Raw genomic sequence first — 23,154 nt, forward strand, 5'->3', positions numbered from 1 at the left:
CGGCGAAGTGTGCATTCGCCATGGACCCGTGCGCCTGAAAACTGATGTTAATCAACCCAGCCCGGCTCTCTGCGGAGGCGCCGGCGTGATAAACACATGAGGTGATAGCGATGCGTATCAGCATCTTTGGTTTGGGTTATGTAGGTGCAGTCTGTGCAGGCTGCCTGACGGCGCGTGGCCATGAAGTGATCGGTGTGGACGTGTCCAGCACCAAGATCGACCTGATCAACCAGGGCAAGTCGCCCATCGTCGAACCTGGCCTGGAAGCACTGCTGCAACAGGGCATCGCCAATGGCCGCCTGCGCGGCACCACCGACTTCGCCGAAGCCATCCGTGCCAGCGACGTGTCGATGATCTGCGTGGGCACGCCCAGCAAGAAGAACGGCGACCTGGGCCTGGAGTACATCGAGTCGGTGTGCCGTGAAATCGGCTACGTACTGCGTGACACCACCCGCCGCCACACCATCGTGGTGCGCAGCACCGTGCTGCCGGGTACCGTCAAGAACGTGGTCATCCCGATCCTCGAAGACTGCTCGGGCAAAAAAGCCGGCGTCGACTTCGGTGTCGCAGTCAACCCGGAATTCCTGCGTGAAAGCACCGCGATCAAGGACTACGACCAGCCACCGATGACCGTCATCGGCGAACTGGACACCGCCAGCGGCGACATCCTGCAAGCCCTGTACGAAGAACTCGACGCCCCGGTCATCCGCAAGCCGATCGAAGTGGCCGAGATGATCAAGTACACCTGCAACGTGTGGCACGCCACCAAGGTCACCTTCGCCAACGAGATCGGCAACATCGCCAAGGCGGTAGGCGTTGATGGGCGTGAAGTGATGGACGTGGTCTGCCAGGACACGGTGCTGAACCTGTCCCAGTACTACATGCGTCCTGGCTTCGCCTTCGGCGGTTCGTGCCTGCCAAAGGATGTGCGCGCCCTCACCTACCGTGCCGCCAGCCTCGACGTGCGTGCACCGCTGCTCGACTCGCTGATGCGCAGTAACGAATCGCAGGTGCAGAACGCCTTCGAGCTGATCGAAGCCCATGACAAGCGCAAGGTCGCCCTCCTCGGCCTGAGCTTCAAGGCCGGTACCGACGACCTGCGCGAAAGCCCCCTGGTAGAGCTGGCCGAGCGTCTGATCGGCAAGGGCTACCAGCTGGACATCTACGACGAGAACGTCCAGTACGCCCGTGTACACGGCGCCAACAAGGACTACATCGAGTCGAAGATCCCGCACGTGTCGTCGCTGCTCAATGCCGACTTCCAGCAGGTGATCGACAACGCCGACATCATCGTCCTCGGCAACCGTGACGAGCAGTTCCGCGCGCTGGCCCAGCAAGCGCCAGCCGGCAAGCAGGTGATCGACCTGGTCGGCTTCATGAGCAAACCGACCTGCACCACCAGCCGTACCGAAGGCATCTGCTGGTAAGCCCTCGGCCGGGCGGTGCAGGCCTCACAGCCTGCGTCGCCCACCCTTTCCCGAATTCTCGACGGATGCTGAACATGCAAAGGCTCCAGACCGTGCTGTTGCAGTGCGCCGGGTGGCTGCTCTACATGAGCCTGCTCATGCTGATCGCCCTGGCCCTGCCAGCCGATATCTTCGACTCGCAGTCGAAGCACTTCATCTTCCTGGTCGGCGCAGTCGGCATCTGGCGCTATTCCATGGGCGCCACCCATTTCATCCGCGGCATGATCTTCCTCTACGGCGTGTACCCGTACCTGCGCCGCAAGGTGCAGAAAATGGGCGATGCCACCGACCCGTCGCACGTTTACCTGATGGTGACCAGCTTCCGTATCGAAGCGCTGACCACCGCCCAGGTGTACAGCTCGGTGATCCGCGAGGCGATCAACTGCGGCTTCCCCACCACCGTGGTCTGCTCGCTGGTGGAAATGTCGGATGAACTGCTGGTTAAGAGCCTGTGGGCCAAGTACAACCCGCCGGCCCATGTGAAGCTGGACATCGTGCGCATTGCCGGTACCGGCAAGCGCGATGGCCTGGCCTACGGCTTCCGCGCCATCTCGCGCATGCTGCCGGACGAGAACGCCGTGGTGGCCGTGATCGACGGCGACACCGTGCTGGCCGATGGCGTGGTCCGCAAGACCGTGCCGTGGTTCAAGCTGTTCCCCAACGTTGGCGGCCTGACCACCAACGAGTTCTGCGAAGTACGTGGCGGCTACATCATGAGCGAGTGGCACAAGCTGCGCTTCGCCCAGCGCCACATCAACATGTGCTCGATGGCCCTGTCCAAGCGCGTGCTGACCATGACCGGGCGCATGTCGATGTTCCGCGCAAGCGTAGTGACCAACCCCGAGTTCATCGCCGACGTCGAAAGCGACTCGCTGATGCACTGGCGCCTGGGCCGCTTCAAGTTCCTTACCGGTGACGACAAATCCAGCTGGTTCAGCCTGATGCGCCTGGGTTACGACACCTTCTACGTGCCGGACGCCGCCATCAACACGGTCGAGCACCCGCCAGAAAAGAGCTTCTTCAAGGCCAGCCGCAAGCTGATGTACCGCTGGTACGGCAACAACCTGCGGCAGAACTCCCGTGCACTGGGCCTGGGCCTGGGCCGTCTGGGGCTGTTCACCAGCATCGTGCTGTTCGACCAGCGCGTGTCGATGTGGACCAGCCTGCTGGGGCTGACCGTGGCGGTGATCGCCAGCCTCAAGTTCGGCCTGGCCTTCCTGCTGGTGTACCTGCTGTGGATCGGCATCACCCGCCTGATCCTCACCATCATGCTGCTGTGCTCCGGCCACAACGTGGGCCCGGCCTACCCGCTGATTCTCTATTACAACCAGATCATCGGCGCGCTGATGAAGATCTACGTGTTCTTCCGCCTCGACAAGCAGTCCTGGACGCGTCAGCCCACTGCCCTCAAGCGTGACCTCGCCAGCTTTCAACAATGGTTCAACACCTGGTCCTCGCGGACCATGACCTTCTCGGCTGCCAGCATCTTCGTTGCTGTGCTGTTCATGGTCGTGTGAGCCCAACCCGGATCGGATCTAACAGGAACAAACCACCATGAATACCGCCGTGAACGTCAATGTCGTGCATGAGTCCGAAGCCCAGCGCCAACACGCCCGGGTACGCATTCCCGCCAAGCTGCGTTTCCTGGACGCCCAGCGCCAAACCCACGAAGTGAAGGTCGACGACCTTTCCGCCGGTGGCCTGAGCTTCCACACCAAGCAGCCACTGTCGGTGGGCGATGTGCTGCGCGGGCGCCTGCAGTTCGTGGTCGACAACCTGGGCCTGTCGATCGACATCGAGTTCCAGGTGCGCTCGTACAACCCGGACAATGGCCGTACCGGTGCGCAGTTCCAGAACCTTGAACCACGCGACATCGCCACGCTGCGACACATCATCACCAGCCACCTGTCGGGTGAGCTGATCAGCATCGGCGATGTGCTCAGCACCTTGCAGCGCGACAACTTCACCAAGGCACGCAAGCAGAAGGACGGTGGTTCGGGCCTGAGCGCCTTCGGCCGACTCAAGGCGGTTACCGTCACCCTCGGCGTGTTCGTGGTTGGCGTTGCGGCGTTCGGCTTCGTCGCCAAGTCGCTGTACGGCATGTACTTCGTCAGCCACGCCGAAGCCGGTGTGGTCGCGGTACCGACCACCACTATCACCATGCCGCGCGACGGCACTGTGAGCAGCCTGGTCGAAAGCGGTGGGCAGATCGCCAAGGGCGCACCACTTGCCAGCTTCACCACCAGCATGCTGGACATGCTCAAGGGCAACCTGGACGACGCGCAGCTGGAACCGGCGAAGATCGAGGAACTGTTCGGCAAGCAGCTGTCAGGCACCCTCACCAGCCCCTGCGATTGCGTGGTCGCCCGCCAGTTGGTGGACGATGGCCAGTACGCGGCCAAGGGTCAGGCGATCTTCCAGCTGATCCCGCGCACCACCACGCCGATGGTCGAGGCGCGCTTCAGCTACCGCCAGTTCGACGAGGTCAAGCCAGGTACCCGGGTCAACTTCCAGGTCGCCGGCGAAGACGAAGTGCGCACCGGCCAGATCGTCAGCAGCACCAGCCTCAACAGCGAAGACCTGTCCTCCGACATCCGCGTGCAGATCAAGCCTGACAGTGGCATGCCCGCCGAACTCGCCGGCCGCCCGGCAGCGGTCAACAGCGACCGTGGCCCGTCAATGAACTGGCTGATCGACAAAGCCGTGGCCCGTGGGCTGTAAGAGGATCACCGCATGATTCCCTACAAGAAGCGCGCAAACCTGGGCCTGTGTGCCCTTGCTGCTGCCATCACCCTGGCCGGCTGTGCCGGCCTGCCTGACCAGCGCCTGGCCAACGAAGCCCTGAAGCGTGGCGACACGGCATTGGCCGAGCGCAACTACAAGGCCCTGGCCGACCTGGGCTACAGCGAAGCGCAGGTGGGCCTGGCGGATATCAAGGTGGCCACCCGCGACCCGTCGCAAATCAAGGAAGCCGAGGCCACCTACCGCGCCGCGGCCGCCACCTCGCCCCGCGCCCAGGCGCGCCTTGGCCGCCTGCTGGTAGCCAAGCCCGACAGCACCCAGGCCGAACGCGAGGAAGCGGAAACCCTGCTCAAGCAGGCCGCGAAACAGGGCGAAAGCAACACCCTGATTCCGCTGGCCATGCTCTACCTCAGCTACCCGCAGAGCTTCCCCAAGGTCAACGCGCAGCAGCAGATCGACCAGTGGCGCGCCGCCGGCAACCCCGAAGCGGGCCTGGCCCAGGTGCTGCTGTACCGCACCCAGGGCACCTACGACCAGCACTTGGGCGACGTGGAAAAGATCTGCAAGGCCGCGCTGAGCACCACCGACATCTGCTACGTCGAACTGGCCACCGTGTACCAGAAACGTGGCCAGGCCGACCAGCAAGCCGCCCTGCTCGGCCAGCTGAAATCCGCCTACGCCCGTGGCGCGGTACCGGCCACCCGGGTCGACAGCGTTGCCCGGGTACTGGCCGACCGCAGCCTGGGCCAGACCGACGAGAAAACCGCCAAGGACCTGCTCGAACAGGTAGCCCCGGCCAACCCGGCATCCTGGGTCAGCCTGGCGCAACTGGTGTACGACTTCCCCGAACTGGGCGACACCGACCAGTTGCTGGCCTACATCGACAAGGGCCGCGAGGCCGAACAGCCACGCGCCGAACTGTTGCTGGGCCGCCTGTACTACGAAGGCAAGACCCTGCCGGCCGACGCAAAAAAAGCCGAGCAGCACCTGCAAGCCGCCGCCGACGCCGGTGAAATCAGCGCCCATTACTACCTGGGCCAGCTGTACCGCCGCGGCTACCTGGGCAATGTCGAGCCGCAGAAGGCCGTCGACAACCTGCTGGCCGCCGCCCGTGGCGGGCAGAACAGCGCCGACTATGCGCTGGCCCAGTTGTTCAGCGAAGGCCACGGTATTCGGCCGCAACCGGGCAATGCCTGGGTGTTCGCGCAGTTGTCCCAGGCCAACCCGACGCCGCAATCGACAGAAATGCTCCAGCAGCTCGACCAGCAACTGACCCCTGACCAGCGCAGCCAGGCCCAGCAACTGCTGGCGCAAGAGAAACAGGCGCGCGGCAGCATGGCGCAGGGGGCCAACAGCACCCTGGCCATCGAAGCCCTGCAAGACGACGAAAAAGAAGTAGACGGTGAGGACTCGCTATGACGCTTAATCCCTTCGTGAAAGCTGGCATCGGCCTGAGCTTCGCCCTGCTGTGGTCCTGCCCGACCCTGGCGGAAATGACCGCCGAGAAAAACTTCGGCCTGGACGTGAAAATCACCGGCCAGTCGGAAGACGACCGTGACCTGGGCACCCGCCCTGGCGGCGACGTCAACGGCCTGGGCCTGGACCTGCGCCCCTGGGTGTACGGCGAGCGCGGTAACTGGAGTGCCTATGCAATGGGCCAGGCAGTCGCCGCCACCGACACCATCGAAACCGACACCCTGCGCCAGAACGACGACGGCACCAGCACCGAAACCGGTGACGACAGCCGCCAACCTGACAAAAGCTACCTGGCCATGCGCGAGTTCTGGGTCGGCTACAGCGGCCTCACCGCCTACCCAGGCGAGCAACTGCGCCTGGGTCGCCAACGCCTGCGCAGCGACGATGGCATGTGGCGCGACACCAACATCGAAGCGCTGAACTGGACCTTCGACACCACCCTGCTCAAGGCCGACCTGGGCGTGGCCCAGCGCTTCAGCGAGTACCGCACCGACCTCACAGAACTGGCCCCGGAAGACAAGGACCGCACGCACATCTACGGCAACGTAGCCACGCAGTGGACCCCTGGCCACTGGGTAGGCGTACGCGCCCACCACACCCATGACAGCGGCAGCCTGAAGAACCCGGGCGAAACCGTGGATGCGCTGGACAAGACCCGTACCGGTGACCTGACCTGGCTGGGCCTTGAGGCCAACAGTGACGCCTATAACTGGCGCAACGACCACACCGTCAACTACTGGGGCAGCATCACCTGGCTGACCGGTGACCGCGACACCCTCAGCAGCCAGGCCGTAGGCAACGAGCAGGTTGCCACCGGCAAGCAAAGCGGCGACGTGAATGCCTGGGCCACCGACCTCGGCATCCGCCTGCGCCTGGACCCGCAATGGCAGGTCGGTGCGGCCTACGCCCGTGGCAGCGGCGGCGGTGGCGACGACGGCTCGAACAACTTCGAGCAGACCGGCCTTGAAAGCAACCGCTCCAACTTCACCGGCACCCGCTCGCGCGTGCACCGCTTCGGCGAAGCCTTCCGCGGCGAGCTGGGCAACCTGCAGGCGGCCACCCTGTTCGCCTCGTGGCAGCTGCGCGACGACTACGACGCCAGCCTGATCTACCACAAGTTCTGGCGTGTCGACGGCAACCAGAACATCGGCTCCAGCGGCATCAACGCGGTGGTCAACGACAACGGCGTGAACCGCCCGCTGGTCGATGGCGAAAAAGACCTTGGCCAAGAGATGGACGTGGTCGTGACCAAGTACTTCAAGCAAGGCCTGCTGCCAGCTTCCATGAGCCAGGCCATCGACGAACCGTCCGCCCTGGTGCGCTTGCGTGCCGGTGTATTCAAGCCGGGCGACGCTTACGGCAAGGAAGCGGACTCGTACATGCACCGCGCCTTCGTCGATGTGATCTGGCGCTTCTGAGGCCGGTAGGGGACTGACCGTTATGAACCTTCACCCGCACTTACGTCACAGCCTGTTGGCCAGCGCCTTGCTGCTGGCCAGCGGCCTGGTCGCTGCCGCAGAACCTAAGGTGATCGCCAAGGAGCTGCAGCAGGCCAAGACCTACACCGTGGCCAGCGCACCGATCGAGCCGCTGCAGATGGACCCGCCAAAGCTGCCCGACCTGACCGGCTTCACCGCCGAAGCGGTGCAGAAGAAAATCGACCGCCGCCACAAAGGCAAGGTCAGCCTGCGCCGCATGTTCCAGGAGGACACCCTCAAGGAGTTCGTCGGCGGCGACAACAAGGCAGCCGAGTGGGTGCAGCGCCAGCACGGCATCCCGCAGGCGATCTTCGTCGATGACGGCCATATCGACCTGGTCGAGCTGAGCAAGAAGGTGCCCAAGCAATACCTCAGCGAGGTCGAGCCAGGGGTTTACCTGGCACGTCTGCCGATCGTGGTCGGGCAAAAGGGCATCCTTGAGATCGACGGCAAGGTCAAGCAGCTGCGCCTCTCCCAGGAGGGCGGTTCGTTCCTGGTCAATGACGGCAAGCTATTCGTCACTGACACCCAGGTGACCGGCTGGCGGGAAAAGGACAACGGCCCGGCGACCTTCCGCTCGCCCAAGGAATTCCGCCCGTTCCTGTTGTCGTGGGGCGGTACCGAGACCTACATCGTCAACACGAAGATGGCCAGCTTCGGCTACGCCAAGTCCAAGTCGTATGGCGTGAGCATTTCGCAGTACACGCCGAACATGGCCAAGCGCATGGGCCGCCCGGAACCTACCGGCTGGATCATCGGCTCGGAGTTCAGCGACATGTGGTACGGCTTCTACTGCTACGAGACGCAGGACTTCGTGGTCAAGGACAGCACCTACCGCGACAACATCGTCTACGGCATCGACCCGCACGACCGGTCGCACCGCCTGATCATCGCCGGCAACACCGTGTACGGCACCAAGAAGAAGCACGGCATCATCGTTTCGCGTGAGGTGAACGACAGCTGGATCATCAACAACAAGAGCTACGACAACAAGCTCTCGGGCGTGGTGATCGACCGTAACAGCGTCAACAACCTGATCGCCTACAACCAGATCTACCGCAACCACACCGACGGCATCACCCTGTACGAAAGCGGCGACAACCTGATCTGGGGCAACAAGCTGATCAACAACCGCCGCCACGGCATCCGCGTGCGCAACAGCGTGAACATCCGCCTGTACGAAAACGTCGCCATGGCCAACGGCCTGGTGGGCGTGTACGGCCACATCAAGGACTTGTCCGACACCGACCGCGACATCGCCCTTGACCCGTTCGACACCAAGGTGTCGCTGATCGTGGTGGGTGGCGAGCTGGCGGCCAATGGCTCCGGCCCACTGTCGATCGACTCGCCGCTGTCGGTCGAGCTGTACAAGGTGTCGATGCTCGCCCCGCGCAAGGCCAGCGGCATCAGCCTCAACGGCATCCTCGGCGAGCGCCAGGACGAAATCCTCGACCTGCTGGTGCGCCAGCAAAAGGCTGTGCTGATCGACCCGGTCGAACGCCAGACCGAAATGATCGATTAAGGAAGCCCAGACCATGACTCCACACCTGATGAAACTGCTGGGCCTGTCCGCCGCCCTCCTGGCGATCAGCCAAGGCGTGCGCGCCGAAGAAGTGAAGGCCCCCACCTTCAGCGCCGAGCCCTGCTGCCAGCTGTGCCCCGAAGCGCACGACGCCAGCCGCTACACCACCCGTTACCAGCAGAACTTCACCACGCTGGTGCAGGCCAAGGGCGACTGGCTGTTCCGTACCCGCGAAGACCTGCGCACCGAGTTCAACACCACCCCGGCCGGCTACAAGCGCCTGCAACAAGTGCATGACGCCTTCAAGAAGCGCGGCGTGGAACTGGTGGTGGTGTACCAGCCGACCCGTGGCCTGGTGAACCGCAACATGCTCAACCCGGCCGAGAAAGCCGCCTTCGACTACCAGAAGGCCTTGGGCAACTACCAGGCCATGCTCAAGCGCTTCGCCAGCATGGGCTACAACGTGCCCGACCTGTCGCCGCTGACCAACGAGCAACTGGCCGCCGCCGACCAGGGCAAGGACTTCTACTTCCGTGGCGACCAGCACTGGACGCCATATGGCGCCGAGCGGGCTGCCAAAATCGTGGCCGACACCGTGCACAGGATGCCGGCCTTCGAAGGCATCCCGCGCAAGGAATTCGAAACGAAGAAATCCGGGCGCATGGGCAAGACCGGCACCCTGCACAACGTCGCCGGCCAACTGTGCGGCACCAGCTACGCGGTGCAGTACATGGACCAGTTCGCCACCGAGCCGAAAGGCTCCAGCGGCGGCGACGACCTGTTCGGTGACAGCGGCAACGCGCAGATCACCCTGGTCGGCACCAGCCACAGTGGCAAGAACTACAACTTCTCGGGCTTCCTCGAGCAATACATCGGCGCCGACGTGCTCAACGTCGCCTTCCCTGGCGGCGGTCTGGAAGGCTCGATGATCCAGTACCTGGGCAGCGAGGAATTCCAGAAGAACCCGCCGAAGATCCTGGTGTGGGAATTCTCCCCGCTGTACCGCCTGGACCAGGAAACCATCTGGCGGCAAATCCTTGGCCTGCTTGATGACGGCTGCGACGACCGCCCGGCCCTGATGAGCGCCAGCACCACCCTCAAGCCCGGCAAGAACGAACTGATGGTCAACGGCAAGGGCGGCGTGATCAAAGACCTGATCAACCGCAACCTGCAGATGGACGTCAAGTTCGAAGACCCGTCGGTGAAGGTGTTGCAAGCCACCCTGTGGTACCTCAACGGGCGCCATGAGGACATCAAGCTGGAAAAACCGGAAACCTCCGACACCGACGGCCGCTTTGTCTTCCAGATGCGCGAAGACGAAGACTGGGCCAGCCAGAGCCTGCTGGCGTTCGAGGTACAGGGGCCGGAAAACGGCACCCAGAAGGTCGAGGCCAAGCTCTGCAAACGCAACAACTTCGCCGTGCCTGCGCAAACCGCGCAGGCCGGCCAGTGAGGCGACCCATGACCCATCTGAAGCACATCTTTCGCCCCGCCCTCCTCGCGTTGGCCCTGTTCGGCGGTGCCGCGCACGCCGCGCTGGTACCGCCCCAGGGTTACTACGAGGGGATCGAAAAGCTCAAGACCGGTGACGGCAACTTCCGCTGTGAAGCGGCGCCCAAGCCATACACCGGCGCACTGCAGTTTCGCAGCAAGTACGAAGGCTCGGACAAGGCACGGGCGACGCTCAACGCAGCCTCGGAAAAGGCCTTCCGCAAGTCGACCGAAGACATCACCACCCTTGAGAAAGGCGTGAGCAAGATGGTTGGCCAGTACATGCGCGACGGCCGCCCGGCGCAGCTCGACTGCACCCTGGCGTGGCTGGGCACCTGGGCCCGCGCCGATGCGCTGCTGTCCACCGATTACAACCACACCGGCAAGTCGATGCGCAAATGGGCGCTGGGCAGCATGAGCGGTTCGTGGCTGCGCCTGAAGTTCTCCAATTCGCAGCCACTGGCCGCACACCGGACCGAGGCCGAGCTGATCGAAAAATGGTTCGCCCGCCTGGCCGAACAGACCGTGCGCGACTGGAGCGACCTGCCGCTGGAGAAGATCAACAACCACAGCTACTGGGCCGCCTGGTCGGTCATGGCTACCGCCGTCGCCACCGACCGCCACGACCTGTTCGACTGGGCCGTGAAGGAATACAAGGTCGGCGCCAACCAGATCGATGACCAAGGCTTCCTGCCCAACGAAATCAAGCGCAAGCAGCGTGCGCTGGCTTACCACAACTACGCCCTGCCGCCGCTGGCGATGATTGCCAGCTTCGCCCAGGCCAATGGCGTCGACCTGCGCGCCGAGAACAACTTCGCCTTGCAGCGCCTGGGTGAAGGCGTGCTGGCCGGTGCCCGCGATCCCAGCCACTTCAAGGCGCGTGCCGGTGAAAAACAGGACATGACCGACCTCAAGGTCGACGGCAAGTACGCCTGGCTCGAGCCCTGGTGTGCGCTGTACCACTGCGTCGGCGACACGCTTGAGCGCAAGCACGACATGCAACCGTTCAACAGCTTCCGGCTGGGGGGCGATGTGACCCGGGTCTACGACCCGAGTGCAGAGAGCAAGAAATGAATTGACCCCCATTGCGGGGGCGGAACCTGTGGGAGCGGGCATGCCCGCGAAGAAGCCACCGCGGTGCATGGCAAGGGCTTCGCCCTTGTTCGCGGGCTTGCCCGCTCCCACAGGGATCTAAGTTGCCTTCCAGTCTTGCACTGGGGGGTTTGGGGGGCGCTTTGCCCTGGATGCTGTGAACAAATTAGGAGAACCGGGATGGTCTTCTCGTCCAACGTGTTCCTGTTCCTGTTCTTGCCGATCTTCCTCGGCCTGTATTACTTGAGCGGGCAACGCTATCGCAACCTGCTGCTGCTGGTCGCCAGCTACATCTTCTATGCCTGGTGGCGGGTGGACTTCCTAGCCCTGTTCGCCGGGGTCACCCTGTGGAACTACTGGATCGGCCTGAAAGTGGGTGCCGCCGGCGTACGCACCAAACCCGCCCAGCGCTGGCTGCTGCTCGGCGTGGGCGTCGACCTGGCAATCCTTGGCTACTTCAAGTACGCCAACTTCGGCGTCGACAGCCTGAACGCGATCATGACCTCGTTCGGCCTGGAGCCGTTCATCCTCACCCACGTGCTGCTGCCGATCGGTATCTCGTTCTACATCTTCGAGTCGATCAGCTACATCATCGACGTGTACCGCGGCGACACCCCGGCTACCCGCAACCTCATCGACTTCGCAGCATTCGTGGCGATCTTCCCGCACCTGATCGCCGGCCCCGTACTGCGCTTCAAGGACCTGGTCGACCAGTTCAACAACCGCACCCATACCCTGGACAAGTTCTCCGAAGGCTGCACCCGCTTCATGCAGGGCTTCATCAAGAAAGTGTTCATCGCCGACACCCTGGCCGTGGTCGCCGACCACTGCTTCGCCCTGCAAAATCCGACCACGGGTGACGCCTGGCTAGGCGCGCTGGCCTACACCGCGCAGCTGTACTTCGACTTCAGCGGCTACAGCGACATGGCCATCGGCCTGGGCCTGATGATGGGCTTCCGCTTCATGGAGAACTTCAAGCAGCCGTACATCAGCCAGTCAATCACCGAGTTCTGGCGGCGCTGGCACATCAGCCTGTCGACCTGGCTGCGCGACTACCTGTACATCACCCTGGGCGGTAACCGCAAAGGCACCTTCAACACCTACCGCAACCTGTTCCTGACCATGCTGCTGGGCGGCCTTTGGCACGGTGCCAACTTCACCTACATCATCTGGGGCGCCTGGCACGGCATGTGGCTGGCCATCGAGCGTGCGCTTGGCCTCGACACCAACCCGCAGCGCTTCAACCCGGTCAAATGGGCCTTCACATTCCTGCTGGTGGTGGTCGGCTGGGTGATCTTCCGCGCCGAAAACCTGCACGTGGCCGGCCGTATGTATGGCGCCATGTTCAGCTTCGGCGACTGGCAGTTGTCTGAACTCAACAGCGCCCAGCTGACCGGCCTGCAGGTGGCCACCCTGGTAGTCGCCTATATCTCCCTGGCGTATTTCGGCCTGCGTGATTTCTACCGCAATGCCAAGCCAGCGCCCCAAGCCACGCCGGTGCAGGTCAACAACGACGGCTCGATCGGCCTGGACTGGACCCGGGTGATGACCCGCGCCCTGGTGCTGCTGCTGTTCGTGGCCTCGATCCTCAAGCTTTCGGCGCAAAGCTACTCGCCGTTCCTGTACTTCCAGTTCTGAGGCCGATGACATGAACCGCACATTACGCATTACTTACTCCCTGTCGTTCCTCGGCTTGCTGGTGGGCATGGGCGTGTGGTCCACCGGTGGCCTGCAAAGCTTTCAGCGCACCGAGCAGATGACCCTGCTCAACGGCAAGCTGGCCAAGGCCGCCGAGACCCACTACGACGCCGAGTTCCCGATCAAGCGCCTGGGCACCAACCTTTGGGCGGCCATGGACTTCAAGCTGTTCAACGAGGGCCGCCCCGGTGTGGTGCTGGGCCGCGACCAATGGCTGTTCAGTGACGAAGAGTTCAAGCCCACGGCTGGCGCCGAACAGCTGATGCAGGAAAACCTGGCGCTGATCCGTGGCGTGCGCGACACCTTGCAGCAGCACGGCAGCCAGCTGGTGCTGGCGATCATCCCGGCCAAGGCGCGCCTCTATTCGGAATACCTGGGCAAGGAGCAGCCGGCCAGCCTGCACGATGACCTGTACAACCAGTTCCATGCCCAGGTGCGCCAGGCCAACGTGTTCGCCCCGGACCTGCAAGCGGCCATGGAACAAGCCAAAGCGCGTGGCCAGGTATTCCTGCGCACCGACACCCACTGGACACCGATGGGCGCCGAAGTCGCCGCCCAGGCGCTGGCCGAGGCTGTTAGCCGGCAGAACCTGCTCAACGGTGACCCGCAAACCTTCGTCACCGAAGCCGGCAGCACGGCGCCCTACAAAGGCGACCTGACCAACTTCCTGCCACTGGACCCGCTGTTCAGCAACCTGCTGCCGGCCCCGGACAACCTGCAACAACGCAGCACCCGCCCGGCGCAAGCCGAGGGTGAAGGCGACGATGCACTGTTCGCCAACAACGAGATCCCGGTCGCGCTGGTAGGTACCAGCTACAGCGCCAACCCGCACTGGAACTTCCTTGGCGCGCTGCAGCAGGCCCTGCGCAGCGACGTCGCCAGCTACGCCGAAGACGGCCACGGCCCATTGCTGCCGATGCTCAAGTACCTGCAAAGCGATGCCTTCAAGAACGCCGCACCGCAAGTGGTGGTGTGGGAATTCCCCGAACGTTATCTGCCGATGAAAAACGACCTCAGCAGCTTCGATCCGCAGTGGATCGCCCAGCTGAAAAACTCCCGTAAATCCGAAGAAAACCTGGCCTTGTCGTCCACCCGGACGAACCACTGAACGATAGAGAGGAAATGCACATGACTACCAAGACTTCCATTGCCAAAGCCCTCACCCTCGCGGCCGGCCTTTCCCTTGCTTCCATGCAGGCCTTCGCCGGTGCCGACGCCGCCCTGTACGGCCCTAGCGCACCGAAAGGCTCGACCTTCGTGCGCCTGTACAACGCAGCCAGCGCACCGGCCGCAGCAAAGGTCGGCAACACCCAGATCAAGCAGGTTGGCGCCCAGGCCAGCAGCGACTTCAGCTTCCTGCCAGGCGGTGACTACACCGCCCAGGTCGGCGGCAAGAGCGTGCCGGTGAAGCTGGCCTCGGACAAGTACTACACCCTGGTCAACAGCGGCACCGGCAACCCGCAGCTGATCGAAGAACCACCGTTCAAGAACAAGCAGAAAGCCCTGGTGCGCGTGCAGAACCTGAGCGACCAGCAGCTGACCCTGAAAACCGCCGACGGCAAGACCGAAGTGGTCAAGCCGGTGGCCGCCAACGGCCGAGGCGAGCGCGAAATCAACCCGGTCAAGGTCAACCTGGCGCTGTACCAAGGTGACAAGAAAGTGGGTGACGTGAAACCCGTCGCTCTGGAGCGCGGCGAAGCCGCCGTGCTGTACGTAACCGGTTCCGGCAACGCCTTGTCGCCGGTGTGGGTAACTCGCCCCGTGGCTAGCAACTGATCCCCCTGCCTTTAACGACTATTGGAGAAACATGATGATCCCGGTAATTCTTTCTGGTGGTAGCGGTTCGCGTCTGTGGCCTCTGTCGCGCAAGCAGTTCCCCAAACAGTTCCTGGCCCTGACCGGCGAACACACCCTGTTCCAGCAAACCATCGAGCGCCTGGCGTTTGAAGGCATGGACACACCAATCGTGGTCTGCAACAAGGACCATAAATTCATCGTCCAGGAACAGCTGGCTGCGCTGAAGCTGGAAACCCAAGGCATCCTGATGGAGCCGTTCGGCCGTAACACCGCGCCGGCCGTGGCCATGGCCGCCATGAAACTGATCAACGAAGGCCGCGACGAGCTGATGCTGGTGCTGCCCGCCGACCACGTGATCGACGACCAGAAGGCCCTGCAGCGCGCCCTGGCCCTGGCCACCATCGCCGCCGAGCGTGGCGAAATGGTGCTGTTCGGCGTGCCGGCGACCAAGCCGGAAACCGGCTACGGCTACATCCGCTCCAGCCAGGACGCCCTGCTGCCCGAGGGCGTGGCGCGCGTGGCGCAATTTGTTGAAAAACCCGATGAGAAACGCGCCGCCGAGTTTGTCCAGGCCGGTGGCTACTTCTGGAACAGCGGCATGTTCCTGTTCCGCGCCAGCCGCTTCCTCGAAGAGCTGAAAAAGCACGACGGCGATATCTACGACACCTGCGTGCTGGCCCTGGAGCGCAGTGAGGAAGAGGGCGATGTGCTGAGCATCGACGAAGCCACCTTCGCCTGCTGCCCGGACAATTCCATCGACTACGCGGTGATGGAAAAGACCCAGCGCGCCTGCGTGGTGCCGATGTCGGCCGGCTGGAGCGACGTGGGCTGCTGGTCGTCGCTGTGGGATGTGCATGAGAAGGACGACAACGGCAACGTCACCAAGGGCGACGTGGTGGTGCAGGACAGCCGCAACTGCATGATCCACGGCAACGGCAAGCTGGTGTCGGTGATCGGCCTGGAAAACATCGTGGTGGTCGAGACCAAGGACGCCATGATGATTGCCCACAAGGACAAGGTCCAGGGCGTCAAGCAGATGGTCAAGACCCTCGACGAGCAGGGCCGTACTGAAACCCAGAACCACCTGGAAGTGTATCGCCCGTGGGGCTCGTACGACTCGGTGGACATGGGCGGCCGCTTCCAGGTCAAGCACATCACCGTCAAGCCGGGTGCCAGCCTGTCGCTGCAGATGCACCACCACCGCGCAGAGCACTGGATTGTGGTGTCTGGTACTGCCGAGGTCACCTGTGACGAGAACGTGTTCCTGCTGACCGAGAACCAGTCGACCTACATCCCGATCGCTTCGGTGCACCGCCTGCGCAACCCGGGCAAGATCCCGCTGGAGATCATCGAAGTGCAGTCCGGCAGCTACCTGGGCGAGGATGACATCGAGCGCTTCGAAGATGTGTACGGGCGCACTTCCACGCCGGTCGAGCGTGGGGTATCGGTCAAGACCATTGCCCAATAAGTGAACCTTGGGGCCGCTTTGCGGCCCTTTCGCGGGACAAGCCCGCTCCCACAAAGGCTGGGAGCGGGCTTCGCGCTTTTGAGCCCTCCCCCATTTCAGGCTACGATGGTCAGACCCCGCGCATTCAAGGTCTGCAAGCCCCATGATCATCGGTGCCTTCCTCATCCTTACCTGGCTGGTACTGCTGTTGCGCTACCCGGCCAAGGCCCTGCCGATCTCGCTGGCCGCCGTGTTTGGCCTCGGCCTGGTGGCGCTGTTCGTCGCCTGGCAAGACAACCGCGAAACCTCGCAACTGGCCCGGCTGGACCTGCGCCTTGCCTATGCCCCCGAACAATGCCCGGCCGACCGTGCGTTGCAGGTACACATGAAAAACGGCAACAAGGCCCCGCTGACCGAACTGCGCTGGCGAGTGGCAGCATACGCACCAGGCGACACGGTGAACCTGGCCGAAAGCACCTACAACGCCCCGCGCTACCGGGGGCCGGGTGATTTGCAGCCGGGGGCCGAGTGGAAGGACTGCCTGCCGCTGCCCCCCCTGCGCGCCGGGTACCGGCCACAGACCCTGGAATTTCGTGCCGAGCACCTGCAAGGTACATTTGCCAATTGATATATCGCCTGTACCGGCCCTTTCGCGTCTGTGGGGTACCTGTGGGAGCGGGTTCACCCGCGAAGAGGCCGGCACAGGAAAACCAATCCTCCTTACAACAGGCCCCAACCATGCCCACCGTCCTGATCACCGGTTGTTCCAGCGGCATCGGCCGCGCCCTCGCCGACGCCTTTCGCGATGCCGGCCACCACGTCTGGGCCACTGCTCGCAAGGCAGAGGATGTTGAAGTGCTGAACGCCGCCGGCTTCACTGCCCGGCAACTGGATGTGAACGACAGCGAGGCCCTCGCCCGCCTGGCCGAAGAACTCGAAACCCTGGATATCCTGATCAACAATGCCGGCTACGGCGCCATGGGCCCGTTGCTGGACGGTGGTGTGGAGGCCCTGCGCCAACAGTTCGAAACCAACGTGTTCGCCGTGGTCGGCGTGACCCGCGCGCTGTTCCCGCTGCTGCGCCGCTCACGCGCAACGGTGGTGAACATCGGCAGCGTTTCCGGTGTGCTGGTCACGCCATTCGCCGGTGCCTACTGCGCCTCGAAAGCGGCCGTGCATGCGCTGAGCGATGCCTTGCGCCTGGAACTGGCACCGTTCGGTGTGCAGGTGATGGAAGTGCAGCCGGGGGCGATAGACACGCAGTTCGCCAACAATGCCCAGCGCCAGGCCGAGCAGGTACTGGCGGCGGACTCACCATGGTGGCCGTTGCGTGAACATGTCCAGGCGCGGGCGCGGGCTTCGCAGGACAGGCCGACTTCGGCGGCGGTGTTTGCCCAGGGTGTGTTGGCGGCAGTCGGCAAGTCGCCGGTACCGGGGGTGGTGCGGTTGGGGAATGGCAGTACGGCGTTGCCGATGATGGCGAGGTTGCTGCCACGGCGGTTGCTGGATTGGGCACTGCGCAAGCGCTTTGGCCTGCTGCGCCCGCTCTGAGATCTCGGCTGCCCTGGGGCTGCTTTGCAGCCCATCGCGGCACAAGGCCGCTCCTACAGGGGACCGCGATCGCCTGTAGGAGCGGCCTTGTGCCGCGATGGGCCGCAAAGCGGCCCCTGCCTTTACGCTTTTTTCGCGGGCTGCTCATCAAACGCCTTCCAGCCACCACCCAAGGCCTTGTAAAGCCCCACCAACGCCTGCGACACCGCCGCTGAGCTGTCGATCCACTGCTTCTCGCTGGCCAGCAATGCGCCCTGCACCGTCAGCACATTGAGAAAGTCCACCGCCCCTTCCACATACTGGCGCTGGGCAGTTTCCAGGGCGATGCGGTTCTGCCGCACGGCCTCGGCCAGGTGGTCACGGCGCAACTGGCTGGCGTTGTAGAGGCGAAGCACATCGTCAATTTCATGCCAGGCACCCAGCACCACCTTGCGGTAGTTCAGCGCCGCTTCCTGCTGCTGCGCCTCGCGCAGTTCCAGGGTGCCCTTGAGCCGGCCGCCCTCGAAGATCGGCAGCGACAGCTGCGGCCCGAAGGCAAAACTGCGCGAATCCCAGCCACCGAAATCAGACAACTGCATGGCCTGGAAGCCAACACTGCCCGACAGCCGGATGCTCGGGTAGAAATCCGCCTTGGCCACGCCAATGCTGGCGGTGGCGGCATGCAGGCGGGCTTCGGCCTGGCGGATGTCAGGGCGGCGCTCGGCCAATTCGGACGGCACGCCGATGGCGAACTTCTGCTGCGGCGCGGGCAGCTCGCCGCCCTGCACCAATTCGGCCTGCAAGCTGCGCGGTGGTTCGGCGGCAAGCAAGCTGAGCGCGTTGATCAGGTCATCACGACGGGCTTCAAGGCTTGGCAATCGCGACTCGATCGAAGCAACCTGGGCGCTGGCCTGGGCGACGTCCAGGCGCGTGGCAACGCCTTCGGCCTGGCGGTTCTGGGAAAGCTTCAGGCTGTGCTGGGCAACCTTCAGGTTGTCCTGCGTCACATCCAGAGTGTGCTGCACGGCGCGCAGCTGGATGTAATTGCCGGCGGTTTCCGAAAGCAGGGCCAGCAGCACTCCCCGACGGTCGTTCTCGGCCACTTCGACGGTGGCATCGGCAGCCTCGACCTGGCGCCGCACGCGCCCCCACAGGTCCAGCTCCCAACCGGCCACCAGGTCGCCCTGCCAAAGGTTGTACGCCGCTTTGCCCGCCTTGCCAGACGGATCGCTCAGGCCTTCGGCGCTGTTGCGGGCGCGGCTGTAGCCGGCGTTTGCATCCACCGACGGCACTTCATCGGCGGCCACGGTACTGCGCAGGGCGCGGCTTTGCAGCAACCGTGCACTGGCCATTTGCAGGTCGAGGTTGCGCTCGGCAACGCGCTGGATCAAGGCACTGAGCTGTGCGTCATGGAAGGTTTCCCACCAGCGCAGTTCCAGCGGTTCGGCCTGCGGCTGGCTGGCCGCCGCTTCGCCTTGCAGCGGCGCCCACTGCTGCGGTGCCTGGCTGTCGGGGCGCAAGAAGTCCGGGCCCATGGTGCAGCCGGCCAGCAACACGGCCAGCAGCAACGGGCTCAAGCGTAATGCCGGTTTCATCGTGCGCTCACCTCTTTGCCGTCCAGCTTGTCGCCATGGGTATCGATGGTCGCTTCTACCGACATGCCCACACGCAGGCGGGTGAGCAACGGCTGGCCGTCATCGAAGACGATCTTCACCGGAATGCGCTGCACCACCTTGGTGAAGTTGCCAGTGGCGTTGTCCGGTTTGACGGCGGCGAAGGTGACGCCGGTGGCCGGGGCGATGCTTTCCACATGGCCTTGCAGCTTTTCGCCGGAGAAGGTGTCGACGCTGATGCTCACCGGCTGGCCAGGCTGCACGTGGGTCAGCTGGGTTTCCTGGAAGTTGCCGACCACATAGGCCTGTTGCAACGGCACCACCGACAGCAGGCGGGCACCCGGGTTGACGTAGGCGCCTATGCGCAGTGCGCGCTCGCCGACCATGCCGTCCACCGGCGCAGTAATGCGTGTGTAGGACAGGTCGAGCTGGGCCTTTTCCACGCCCGCTTCGGCACGTTTCAGCTGGCCATCGGCGCTGGCCACTTGGGCCGTGAGAATGTCCACCTGCTTGCGCGCCGCCACTAACGCTGCCTGGGCATTTGCCAGGCGTGCACGGGCCTGGTCTACACCGCTGCGCGCCTGCTGGGCGTTCTGCACGGTACCGGCGCCCTGCTCGGCCAGGCGGCTGTAGCGGTTGACCTCGTGGTCGGCGAACGCCGCTTCGGCCTGGGCGGCTTTGACAGCAGCCTCGGCCTGGGCAATCAACGATGCCTGGCGCTCAAGGGTGGCGCGGGCATCGGCGCTTTGCGCCTGGGCCACCAGCAACTGCGCCTGTGCGGCGTCCAGGGCGGCCTGGTAATCGCGGGGGTCGATGGTCGCCAGCAACTGGCCGGCCGTAACCTGCTGGTTGTCCTCCACCAGCACTTCCTTGATAAAGCCGGCCACCTTGGGCGCGACCACGGTGTAGTCGGCGATCACATAGGCGTCGTTGGTGCTCTGGCGATGGTCGCTGCCAAACATCCAGGGGCCGACGATGCCAGCCAGCACGGCCACGGCCAGCACCGAGCCGATGAACAGGGTTTTGCGGTTGTTGGTCATTTCAGGTGTTCTCGAATTCATCCAGGGTTCAGGCCACCGCACGCGGCGGATAGACCCGGGTAGGCACGAAAGGAATCAGGCAGATCAGGGCCACGGCAATGCAGGCCATGACCAGGTACAGGTCGGCGGAAGTGAGTACCAGCGCCTGGTCGTGGATGCGCCTGGCCAGGCCGGCAGCGCTGTCGTCAACCAGCGGGGCATTGCCCAGGCTGTCCACCAGGTGGTTGGAATGGAAATGCCGGCGCAAGGTGCCAAGGGCATCCAGCAGGCCACCGGCGATCACTGCGGCCAGGCCTTTCACGGTGTTGAACCAGCTGGAGGCGAACGGACCTTCCTGCGGGGTCATGCCGTTGGTGGACAGCATCAGCAACGGCAGCACCGCCATTGGCTGGCCGAACACCTGCAGCAGGTAGAACGGGTAGAAGTCGCCACGGATCCACTCGCTGGTCATCAGGCTGCTGCCGACACAGGACACCGCCAGCATCGCCAGGCCGATGCCCAGCACCCAGCGGCAGTCCACCGCGCGGATGTTGCACAGCGCTGCGGTCAGCGGCAGGGCGATCAGCTGCGGCATGGCCACCAGCATCATCAGCGGGCTGGTCTGCGCAGGGCGGTAGCCCTGGATCTGCGCCAGGTAGGCCGAGGGGATGCTGCCCACACCCGACAGTACGATCAGCACACCGGCCAGGGTCACCAGGGCAAAACTCAGGTTGCGCCGCTTTAGCATGCGCAACTGGAAGAACGGCAGCGGCTCGGACCACTCGTTGTACATGAACAGCACCAGCAACAGCAGGCCACCGCCCAGCAGCCAGCAGATCAGCGGCGAATCGAACCAGCCCCAGCGGTCGCCCAGCGACAGGCCCAGCACGATGCAACTGATGGCCGGCAGCCCGAGCAGTACGCCACGCCAGTCAAACTGCTTGAAACGCTCCAGACGCAGCGGGTCTTGCGGCAGGCCCCAGCCGACGCAGACGATGGCCAGCAGCGAGGGCAGGATGATCTGCCAGAACGCCCATTGCCAGCCGACGTACTCGGTCCACAGCCCCGCCAGCGGCGTGCCGAGGTTGGGGCCGAAGGTGGCGGTCAGGGCATAGCAGGCCAGGCCGTAAACCTTTATACCCGGCGGCAAAAAGCGCAGGGCCACGCTCATCAGCATCGGTGGCAAGGCCCCCGAGGCAAAGCCCTGCAGCACCCGCAGCAACATCAGGCTGTGCAGGTTGGGGGCGAACGGTTGCAGCAGGCCAAGTACGGCAAACAGGGCGATGGCGCTCATGGTGAAGCGCCGCAGCGAGAAGGTGGTGGCCAGCCACGGCGCAAAGGCCATGGCCGAGACCGAGGCGGCGCTGTACACCGCCAGCAACCAGGCGCCTTCGTCGGCACCGATGCCCATTGCACCGCGGATATCGGCAAGGGAAATCTTGGTGACCGACTCGTTGAGGCCTGCACACAGCACGGCCAGCAACACACCGAACAGCCCGACCACCACCTGCAGGCCAAACGCCGTCTGCGCAGGCGCGGCCGGCGCGGGGGCGGCGGCCAGCGCCGCAGAGGGCGCCGTCAGGGAAGTCATGAGAATACATCTCCAGCAACAATTTCAGGGCTGGGGCAAGTTTAAGAAGGTCGAATGCTGACGAAAACTGACTTGTCGGTAGTTTTATATTGCGTCAGACGCAATCCATGCCTGAATCACGGATCGATGCGGCCACAGGCTTTCAACGTCTGGCGCAACCAACGGTGCGCGGGGTCGTTGTCGAAGCGCGGGTGCCACGCCTGCATCACATTGACCTTCTCCAACGGCACCGGGATCTCGAACGAGCGCAATGGCAACTTCAACCGCTGCACACTGTTGAGGATATTGGCGGGTATCGGCAGGATCAGGTCCGAATCCGGCAGCGAGAACATCGCCGAGTGGAAGCTGGTGGTGATCAGGGCCACGCGCCGCTCCACCTTGTGGTTGGCCAACGCCACATCGATCGGCCCGTTGGCACGGCCGCGTCGAGACACGCTGATCTGCGGGTAGGCGGCAAAACGCTCAGGGGTGATCGGGGCATCGAAGATCGGGTGCCCCACACGCGCCAGGCCTACAAAGTAAGTATTGAACAGGCTCTGCACCTTGATTTCCGGGCCCAGCTCAATGGCCGAGCTGATGATCAGGTCGATATGCCCGTTGCGCAGCACTGCATCATCGTCACCACTGCCCTCCGGGACAAACCGCAACACCGTACGCGGCGCCTGGGCCAGCATCATGCGCAGCAGCTGGGCGCCGTAAAGGGCAATGAACAAATCATTGGTGCGGATGTTGAAGGCACGGTCCAGGTTCACCAGGTCGACATCGTCACGGCTGCGGAACACCTGCCCGGCCTGCTCCACCAGGCCATGCACCTGCTCGCGCAGGGCCAACGCACGGGGCGTAGGCACCAGGCCACGGCCGGCGCGCACCAGAATCGGGTCACCCAAGGCATCGCGGATACGCCCCAATGTCCGGCTCATGGCCGCCGGGCTCAGGTTCATGCGCTGCGCTGCGCCCACCACGCTGCCCTCGTCGAGCAAGGCATCGAGGGCGACGAGCAAGTTCATGTCCGGGAGTTGCATGGCCGTTTTCCGTTACAGCTGCGGGAAACGCGATGGTAGCAGGTTGGTGGATTGCATCAGACGCAATGCGCTCTTGCGTGGTGGGGCATTTATTCACTGAGTGGACTGAGCCAAGAATGTGGCATGGCAGGTTCACCCTCTTCGCGGGTAAACCCGCTCCCACAGGGACG

Annotated in this window: 18 protein-coding genes; 14 read left to right on the plus strand and 4 right to left on the minus strand. The window is 63.9% G+C overall.

Going from position 1 to position 23,154, the window contains the following annotated elements:
* Positions 1 to 110: 110 nt before the first annotated feature.
* The 14 genes from WF331_RS08380 to WF331_RS08445 all read left to right on the plus strand — a co-directional run bounded on the left by WF331_RS08380 (position 111) and on the right by WF331_RS08445 (position 17,760).
* On the plus strand, positions 111 to 1,427 hold the full coding sequence (locus tag WF331_RS08380; protein WP_016498010.1) for a nucleotide sugar dehydrogenase: 1,317 nt from the start codon (positions 111 to 113) through the stop codon (positions 1,425 to 1,427).
* A gap of 74 nt (positions 1,428 to 1,501) precedes the next feature.
* Positions 1,502 to 2,983 carry a glycosyltransferase family 2 protein gene (locus WF331_RS08385; protein ID WP_016498009.1) on the plus strand — a complete coding sequence of 494 codons (1,482 nt, stop codon included), beginning with the start codon at positions 1,502 to 1,504 and terminating at the stop codon, positions 2,981 to 2,983.
* 37 nt (positions 2,984 to 3,020) lie between these two features.
* The gene (locus WF331_RS08390; RefSeq protein WP_016498008.1) at positions 3,021 to 4,187 is read left to right on the plus strand and encodes an alginate biosynthesis protein Alg44; all 1,167 of its coding nucleotides are present in this window, start codon (positions 3,021 to 3,023) and stop codon (positions 4,185 to 4,187) included.
* Between the two features lie 12 nt (positions 4,188 to 4,199).
* The gene (gene algK / locus WF331_RS08395) at positions 4,200 to 5,627 is read left to right on the plus strand and encodes an alginate biosynthesis TPR repeat lipoprotein AlgK (RefSeq protein WP_016498007.1); all 1,428 of its coding nucleotides are present in this window, start codon (positions 4,200 to 4,202) and stop codon (positions 5,625 to 5,627) included.
* Entirely contained in the window at positions 5,624 to 7,102 is a 1,479-nt protein-coding gene (locus WF331_RS08400) for an alginate export family protein (protein WP_340622796.1), read from the plus strand. The genes algK and WF331_RS08400 overlap by 4 nt, the downstream gene beginning before the upstream one ends.
* Before the next feature lie 22 nt (positions 7,103 to 7,124).
* Positions 7,125 to 8,684, plus strand: a complete 1,560-nt coding sequence (algG, locus tag WF331_RS08405) for a mannuronan 5-epimerase AlgG (protein ID WP_016498005.1) — start codon at positions 7,125 to 7,127, stop codon at positions 8,682 to 8,684.
* 13 nt (positions 8,685 to 8,697) lie between these two features.
* Positions 8,698 to 10,137 (plus strand): alginate O-acetyltransferase, encoded by a 1,440-nt coding sequence (locus WF331_RS08410; protein WP_016498004.1) that lies wholly within the window; start codon positions 8,698 to 8,700, stop codon positions 10,135 to 10,137.
* 8 nt (positions 10,138 to 10,145) lie between these two features.
* Complete coding sequence (locus WF331_RS08415) at positions 10,146 to 11,249, plus strand: mannuronate-specific alginate lyase (protein ID WP_340622797.1); 1,104 nt, start codon at positions 10,146 to 10,148, stop codon at positions 11,247 to 11,249.
* Positions 11,250 to 11,447: 198 nt separating this feature from the next.
* Entirely contained in the window at positions 11,448 to 12,905 is a 1,458-nt protein-coding gene (locus tag WF331_RS08420) for an MBOAT family O-acyltransferase (protein ID WP_016498002.1), read from the plus strand.
* Positions 12,906 to 12,915: 10 nt separating this feature from the next.
* Positions 12,916 to 14,073 carry an alginate O-acetyltransferase gene (locus tag WF331_RS08425; RefSeq protein WP_340622798.1) on the plus strand — a complete coding sequence of 386 codons (1,158 nt, stop codon included), beginning with the start codon at positions 12,916 to 12,918 and terminating at the stop codon, positions 14,071 to 14,073.
* Between the two features lie 20 nt (positions 14,074 to 14,093).
* A complete protein-coding gene (locus tag WF331_RS08430; RefSeq protein WP_041167561.1) occupies positions 14,094 to 14,741 on the plus strand; it encodes an alginate O-acetyltransferase AlgF in 648 nt (215 codons plus the stop codon).
* Positions 14,742 to 14,775: 34 nt separating this feature from the next.
* Positions 14,776 to 16,230, plus strand: coding sequence for a mannose-1-phosphate guanylyltransferase/mannose-6-phosphate isomerase (locus WF331_RS08435; RefSeq protein WP_016497999.1), 1,455 nt, complete (start codon positions 14,776 to 14,778; stop codon positions 16,228 to 16,230).
* Positions 16,231 to 16,372: 142 nt separating this feature from the next.
* Positions 16,373 to 16,837, plus strand: a complete 465-nt coding sequence (locus WF331_RS08440; protein ID WP_016497998.1) for a hypothetical protein — start codon at positions 16,373 to 16,375, stop codon at positions 16,835 to 16,837.
* A gap of 110 nt (positions 16,838 to 16,947) precedes the next feature.
* Positions 16,948 to 17,760 carry an SDR family oxidoreductase gene (locus tag WF331_RS08445; protein ID WP_016497997.1) on the plus strand — a complete coding sequence of 271 codons (813 nt, stop codon included), beginning with the start codon at positions 16,948 to 16,950 and terminating at the stop codon, positions 17,758 to 17,760.
* A 122-nt stretch (positions 17,761 to 17,882) separates the two neighbouring features.
* Here the strand turns inward: WF331_RS08445 and WF331_RS08450 are convergent, their stop codons facing one another.
* The 4 genes from WF331_RS08450 to WF331_RS08465 form a co-directional block, all read right to left on the minus strand.
* Positions 17,883 to 19,334: an efflux transporter outer membrane subunit gene (locus WF331_RS08450; RefSeq protein WP_284360500.1), complete on the minus strand. Its 1,452-nt coding sequence runs from the start codon at positions 19,332 to 19,334 to the stop codon at positions 17,883 to 17,885.
* On the minus strand, positions 19,331 to 20,392 hold the full coding sequence (locus WF331_RS08455; RefSeq protein WP_016497995.1) for an HlyD family secretion protein: 1,062 nt from the start codon (positions 20,390 to 20,392) through the stop codon (positions 19,331 to 19,333). Before WF331_RS08455 ends, WF331_RS08450 begins: the two co-directional genes overlap by 4 nt.
* Positions 20,393 to 20,420: 28 nt before the next feature.
* A complete protein-coding gene (locus WF331_RS08460; protein WP_284360498.1) occupies positions 20,421 to 21,962 on the minus strand; it encodes an MFS transporter in 1,542 nt (513 codons plus the stop codon).
* Between the two features lie 116 nt (positions 21,963 to 22,078).
* Complete coding sequence (locus WF331_RS08465; protein ID WP_016497993.1) at positions 22,079 to 22,984, minus strand: LysR family transcriptional regulator; 906 nt, start codon at positions 22,982 to 22,984, stop codon at positions 22,079 to 22,081.
* Positions 22,985 to 23,154 lie beyond the last annotated feature (170 nt).

The organism is Pseudomonas sp. YNh (assembly GCF_037993085.1).
In the GTDB taxonomy this organism is placed as follows: domain Bacteria; phylum Pseudomonadota; class Gammaproteobacteria; order Pseudomonadales; family Pseudomonadaceae; genus Aquipseudomonas; species Aquipseudomonas putida.